At 65.0% G+C, this 6,285-nt stretch carries 5 protein-coding genes and 2 pseudogenes; 3 read left to right on the forward strand and 4 right to left on the reverse strand.

All coding sequences use genetic code 11. From position 1 onward, the window contains the following. A pseudogene (locus VML93_RS19205) lies at window positions 1-113 on the reverse strand (fumarylacetoacetase); the annotation flags it as partial. Further along, complete coding sequence (locus VML93_RS19210) at window positions 110-1,252, reverse strand: VOC family protein (protein WP_325613106.1); 1,143 nt, start codon at window positions 1,250-1,252, stop codon at window positions 110-112. The pseudogene VML93_RS19205 and the gene VML93_RS19210, both read right to left, overlap by 4 nt. A gap of 83 nt (window positions 1,253-1,335) precedes the next feature. Between VML93_RS19210 and VML93_RS19215 the strand changes: the two genes are divergently transcribed. Together VML93_RS19215 and VML93_RS19220 are read left to right on the forward strand one after the other, a co-directional pair. After that, a complete protein-coding gene (locus VML93_RS19215; RefSeq protein ID WP_325613108.1) occupies window positions 1,336-2,007 on the forward strand; it encodes a TetR/AcrR family transcriptional regulator in 672 nt (223 codons plus the stop codon). A gap of 519 nt (window positions 2,008-2,526) precedes the next feature. Continuing rightward, window positions 2,527-3,347 (forward strand): annotated as a pseudogene (locus VML93_RS19220) (alpha/beta fold hydrolase). Here the strand turns inward: VML93_RS19220 and VML93_RS19225 are convergent. Further along, window positions 3,337-4,245 (reverse strand): universal stress protein, encoded by a 909-nt coding sequence (locus tag VML93_RS19225; RefSeq protein ID WP_325613109.1) that lies wholly within the window; start codon window positions 4,243-4,245, stop codon window positions 3,337-3,339. The pseudogene VML93_RS19220 and the gene VML93_RS19225 sit on opposite strands and share 11 nt — an antisense overlap. Before the next feature lie 122 nt (window positions 4,246-4,367). After that, window positions 4,368-5,675: an acyltransferase gene (locus tag VML93_RS19230; RefSeq protein ID WP_325613111.1), complete on the reverse strand. Its 1,308-nt coding sequence runs from the start codon at window positions 5,673-5,675 to the stop codon at window positions 4,368-4,370. 55 nt (window positions 5,676-5,730) lie between these two features. Between VML93_RS19230 and VML93_RS19235 the strand changes: the two genes are divergently transcribed. Beyond that, window positions 5,731-6,285 (forward strand): aldo/keto reductase (locus tag VML93_RS19235; protein WP_325613114.1); only part of this gene is annotated, 555 nt, incomplete at its 3' end.

Here is a 6,285-nt window from a genome sequence, read left to right on the forward strand (position 1 = left end):
GCGCGGTCGGCCAGGAGTTGTGCGGTCGTCGTCGCGGCGGTGTCGATCTTCGCGGCGCCGCCGGGAGTCTTGACCCACCAGGTGTCGGGGGTGTGCAGCACGGAAACGGTCATGAGGTGGGTACTTTCAGTAGGCCGACAAGGCGGTTGATATCGAATTCGTTGCTGGTCCGAAGTGCGCCGATCATTGAAACCAGTTCGTGACGAGCGTGTTTCGGGTTGATGCCGAGAAAATCTTTGGTCGCCGGTGGTCCCCACTGGGCCAGCCCCGACGCGGCGAAGGCTGCCCAGCCGGGTTCGAGGGTGTTGTCGAACATGTCGCCGTCGGTGAAGTGCTCGACCATGAATCCGTCGGGGTCTCGCCAGTAATCGAAGATCTGGCTGCCCTGGATGTGCCTGCCGATTCCCCAGGACCGGAAATAGCCACGGTCCCTGAGGTATTCGCCGCCGGCGGCCAGGGCGTCGAGATCGCTGACCTGATAGGCCGAGTGCACGTAGCGATTAGCCGGGCCCAGCGCCAGGGCCAACGTGTGGTGATCGGCCGGTTCGGATCCGCGATCGCAGCGGATGAAGCTCATGGTCGGACCCCGCTGACGCTGGCCCGGGAAGAAAAGGAAGTCGCTGACGATCATCCCCAGGTTGTCCAGATACCAATTCAGCGACTCGAGGTACTTCGTCGACTGCAGCACCAGGTGACCCAGTCGCTGTACCTGTGCCGGCGCACGCAGCGGACGCTGGGTGGCGTTGATCCGGTCCAACTCGCGCCCCAAGTTGAAGACGTGGGGCTGCTGGCCGGGCAGTTCCGGCAGCTCCTGCATGCCGGCGACAACCTGCACTCGGACCCCACTGGGGTCGACCAAGTCGACGGACAGGCCGCCGATGCTTTCCGGCAGCGCCCGCGCGGTGACGCCGGCCGCATCCGCCAGTCGCAGCACGTCGACCTCGTCTCGGGCCCGAAACGCCATGCCGGCGAATCGAGTCCGTTGCCCGCGTCGCACGAACACGCAGGGTGCGCCCGCGTCGGTGCCGCGCAGCTGAAGCTCGTCCGGGCCGCGACGCGCGGTACGGAAACCGAACGCGCGGGCGAAAGCCTCGGCGCGCATCAGATCCGGCTTTTCGAACTCCAGCCAGGCGATGTCGGCGACCTTGATCAACGGATTTCGGGACCGGCCGGAGTGCTCGCCGGGTAGCGCCCCCTGCTCGCTGTGCAGATCTTTATGCAGGTCCCCGTGGGTGCCGACCATTGAACTCATCACCTCTCGACCGAACTAACTGACGAAATCGTCACATACGAGAGGGCATGCCGTCAAGATTTCTGACGAAATCCTCAAAAGTGATGCATACTGCTTGGGTGACTAGGTCAGATTCACCCAACCGCCTGGAGCGTCGCAAACAACGCACCAGGTCGGCGCTGGTCAAGGCCGCCCAGCGGTTGATCGCCGAGGGTAAGACGAACGTCCCGGTATTGGAGATCACCCAGGCCGCCGATGTCGGGATGGGCTCGTTCTACAACCACTTCGACAGCAAGGAGCAGTTGTTCGAGGCCGCGGTCGCCGACGTGCTCGACGCCCACGGTGCGCTACTGGACGCTCTCACCGCCGCCATCGAGGACCCGGCCGAGACGTTTGCCACCAGTTTCCGGTTGACCGGCCGCCTGCTGCGTGAGCGTCCGCAGGAGAGCGACATCTTGTTGGCCAACACAGCGACGCTGCTGTCGTCCGATCGCGGGCTCGCTCCGCGCGCCCTGCGGGACATCAAGGCCGCGGCGGTGGCCGGGCGATTTCGGATCGACGACCCGGATCTGGCATTGGCCACGGCCGGCGGGGCGTTGTTGGGGCTCGGCGTGCTGCTGCGGCAGAATCCGGATCGCGACGGGGCGACGGCCGCCGACGCGATGACCGAGAACGTGTTGCGATTGTTCGGGCTCAGTGCCGACGAGGCGCACGCCGTCTGCCAGTGTCCGCTGCCCGACCTGAACGCGTGGCGTCAGCCCGACTCCGCCGCGTAGCGCTGCGGCCAAGGTCCTTGTGCTGCTACTGATTTCGGGTGTCGATTGACCACACGTTCGTGCATCCGGGGCATTGCATGTGAACCAGCGTCGCGCGATTGCTCAACAGATACTGCCAATGCTGGCCGCAGTTGCGACTGCTGCGGCACTCGGAACACTTGCTGCGACCCCACTCGCAATTTGGGCAGGGCAGCCAAGCCCGCCGGGACGTGTCCGCGTGTGGGTCAATCGGCAACATCGGCCGCCCCCGATCGCCGGGGAAGCCGCCACGACGCGGTGAAGTCGGCATAAACGTCACGAGAGGCCTTCCTGTCCAATCCCGATTAGGTTAGGCTACCCATAATTAGACGGTCAAGCCGCGATCGCGTGTCCTTGATCACAACGAACGGCAACCGAGGGGACCGCTTCGGCTGCGTGAAAGTGCGCGCGGCCGAACGCCTTTGGGCGAATTTCAGCGCAACGGCTTCAACGCGTGGCGTAGTCGGGTGCCCCTGAGAAGACCACACCGAAAGGTTGGCCATGCCCAGGATCACCACCAGCGACGGCGTCAAAATCTTCTTCAAGGACCAGGGTTCGGGTCAGCCGATCGTGTTCAGTCACGGCTGGCCGTTGTCGTCGGATGACTGGGACGCCCAGACGTTGTTCTTTCTGAACCATGGCTACCGCGTGGTCGCGCACGACCGGCGAGGGCACGGGCGTTCGGCCCCGGTCGGCGACGGGCACGACATGGACCACTACGCCGACGACCTGGCCGCGGTGGTCGAACATCTGGATCTGCACGACGCCGTGCATGTCGGTCGTTCCACTGGTGGTGGCGAGGTGGTGCATTATCTGGCGCGCCATGGCGAAAGCCGGCCGCAAAGCCGTTCTGATCAGCGCGGTCCCACCGCTGATGGTGAGGACCGAGGCCAATCCGCTTGGCCGCCCAAGGAGGCGTTCGACGATCTGCAGGCGCAGCTGGCGGCCAACCGATCGGTGTTCGACGGGCGTTGTCGTCGGGACCGTGCTACGGATTCAATCGACCCGGCGTCGAATCGTCAGAGGCGATCATCGCCAACTGGTGGCGTCAGGGCATGACAGGTGACGCCAAGGCGCACTACGACGGGATCGTCGCGTTCTCCCAGACGGACTTCACCGAGGACCTGAAGAAAATCACGGTGCCGGTCCTGGTGATGCACAGCGAAGACGACCAGATCGTGCCGTATCAGGCTGCCGGGCCGCTGTCGGCAAAGCTGTTGCGCAACGGCACATTAAAGACCTATAGCGACTTTCCGCACGGAATGATCACCACGCCGGCCGACACCGTCAACGCCGAGCTGCTGGAGTTCATCAGGCTTTAGCCAGCGGTTCGCGTGCGACGATGACCGGCACGTGGGCCAGCAGCACCACTGCCGCGCTGACCGACCCCAACAGCATTCCAGCGAATCCGCCGCTGCCGTGACTGCCCACCACCACGAGCTGAGCTGATGCCGAACCATCCACGAGTTGCCTGGCCGGATGATCGCGCGCGACGACGCGGCGAACCGGTACGTCGGGGTAGCGTTCACTCCAGCCGGCCAGACGCTCGGCCATAATCACGTCTTCTTTCGCTCTCAGGTCCGACCAGCTGGGGCCGGGGAGGCTGACGACGGAATCGAACACCCCCACCGGCTTCCAAGCGCGCAGGGCCGTGAGCTCGACGTGGCGGCGCGACGCTTCATCGAACGCGATGGCGATCGCCAATTCCGATTCCGGCGAACTATCAATTCCCACCAGGACGGGAGCCGCCTCGGTGCCGTTGTTCAACCGGGCGTCGTCGTGGATGACCACGACCGGACACTGTGCGTGATACAGCAGCCCCGAGCTGACCGAACCTAGATGGCGACCCCGCAATGTGCCGGTACCCAGGCAGCCCACTACAACCAGCTCGGCGCCTCTGGACATCTCGACCAGTGCGGGAACGGTAACCGCAGAAGGCATTTCGCAATAGATCGGCGCCGAGCCGGGCTGACGGGAGTCCTGAGCGATCTTGAGCGCTTCGTCCATCAGTTGTTGTCCACGTTCTTGCTGACCATGGGTCCAGGCCGGAAGCAATGACGCCGACAACCAGCTATCCGCTGTGACCGGGAGCACGTGAGCCAACGTCAGCGGAACATTGCGCAACTCAGCGTCGTGAGCGGCCCACTGGACCGCGGCATCGGAGCCCGGCGAGCCGTCAACTCCGACGACGATTCCCGGGTGCGTGCTGAGCTTCGACATGGCGTTCTCCTTTACCGCTGCGCCGGACGTTAGTGGTTCAGCGCTGTCAGGTGCAGGAGGAATTGGTCACCAACCCGGCAGTCCTAAGGCCCCAAGCGGTGCAGTCGCCATCCTGCCGGTGCTCAGCCGGTCGTAACTGCCGGAACCCGGGGGCTAAACGCCACCAGAACTACCCCGGCGGCGAAGATCAGCGTCGTCACCCAAGGGAGGTGGCCGTCCGGAGCGAAGCCTTTGAAGGCGAAGAACGCCAAGCCATACGCTGCGGTTGCGGCACCGGCCAGCGTGAGCGGTTCGACCCAGCGCTCGGCGAACGGTACGCCGAGCATCGGCAGGGGAGCCGCGAAAATTCGCCGCCCCCACCACAACAGCACCAGTTCGATCGCTGTCACGACACTGAGAATGGCTACCCACTCCAACCGGACCAGCCACCACTGGATGGTTCCCTCGGCCGGTTGCGGCAACAGTCCGGCCGGATAGGCCACGGTCGCCACGATGACGACGGGAATCATGTGCCACAGGTACAGGGCCATGATGTTGCTGTTGGCCACCGACAGCGCGCGATGTAGGCGGGCGGAGCGCAGCCCGCGGTTGAGTGCCGGCGCAAGCGCCACCGCCATTCCGGCCTGTGCGCATCCGAACGCCAGCATCGCCACCGAGGGCGGTTCGCTGTTCTGCACGGGTTGACCGGGGACGCCGATCATGCTGACCGGGAAGGGTCCCACCCCGATCAGCAACGCCAAGGCGACGGCCGACCCGACGGCGAGTAGCACGGCTCTGCGACCGGCCAATAACCCCTCGTGCCAGGCGATTCCGAGTTGGTAGAGCGCCCCCCAGCACAGCAGGTAGTTCAGCCAGCCGATGTAGGGCACGTGGGCGCCGACCGAGGCGGCGTCGACCGCGGCGACTCCCAGCGCCAATGCCACGGGCACCCAAAGTCCCCAACGTCGCTGCGCCGCAACCGCAATGGGTGTCAGCGAGACCACTATCAGGTACACGGCGAGGAACCACAGGTGCATAGCGATCGCCCAACCCGCGTACTCCATCGTGGTACCAGGCACGCCAAATTTGTCGAGAGCCAACACAATCGCCGATACCAGCCCGACGTACACCGCCGTCGGTCCCAGCACTCGGGCCAGTCGATGCCGAAGCCAGGCCGGGCGCGACATACCACCGGTGTCGCTGCGATGTGTCCATGAGACCGCGCCGGCATAACCGGCCACCAGGAAGAACACCGGGACCGCTTGGAAGGGCCAGGTCAGCCATTGGGTCCAGGGCTGGTCCACGAGCGGGTTCTGCCGGCCGAATTCTCCGTCGTGATAGGTCACCGAGCCGGCCAGCCAGTGCCCCAACACGATCAGGATCACGCCCGACACGCGGTAGTAGTCCACAGCCAGATCGCGGACCGGTCGTGCGGTGTTGACGCGTTGCACGAGCGCAACGGTACCCGTCCAGCACCCTGGGGATTGATCGTCGCAGAATGGCGGGATGAAACACGCTCACCTCGCCGACCTGGAAGTCGGGCGCCTCGGTCTGGGCGCGATGGGGATGTCTGTGGCCTATGCCGGCGCCGGCAGTGACGACGCCGAAGCCATCCGCACCGTTCATCGCGCCATCGACCTTGGCGTCACGCTGATCGACACCGCCGAGGTCTACGGCCCGTACGTCAATGAAGAGCTTCTGGCCCGCGCCCTGCGCGGCCGCCGCGATCAGGTGGTGCTGGCAACCAAGTTCGGCCTGATCTCGCACACCGACCGCAACGGTCTGGACAGCAGCCCCGCCAATATCCGCATCGCTGTCGACGGCTCCCTGCAGCGACTCGCGACCGACCACATCGATCTCTACTACCAACACCGGCTCGATCGTCGCACCCCGATCGAAGACACGGTCGGCACGCTGGGTGAGTTGGTCGCCGAAGGCAAGATCCGGTACGTCGGCCTTTCCGAAGTCGGCGTCAACACCATCCGCCGCGCCCATGCGGTACACCCGATCACCGCCGTGCAGTCCGAATACTCGCTGTGGACGCGCGACCAGGAAGACGCG

Origin of the sequence: Mycobacterium sp., from assembly GCF_035499775.1 — a bacterium.
Lineage (GTDB): Bacteria > Actinomycetota > Actinomycetes > Mycobacteriales > Mycobacteriaceae > Mycobacterium.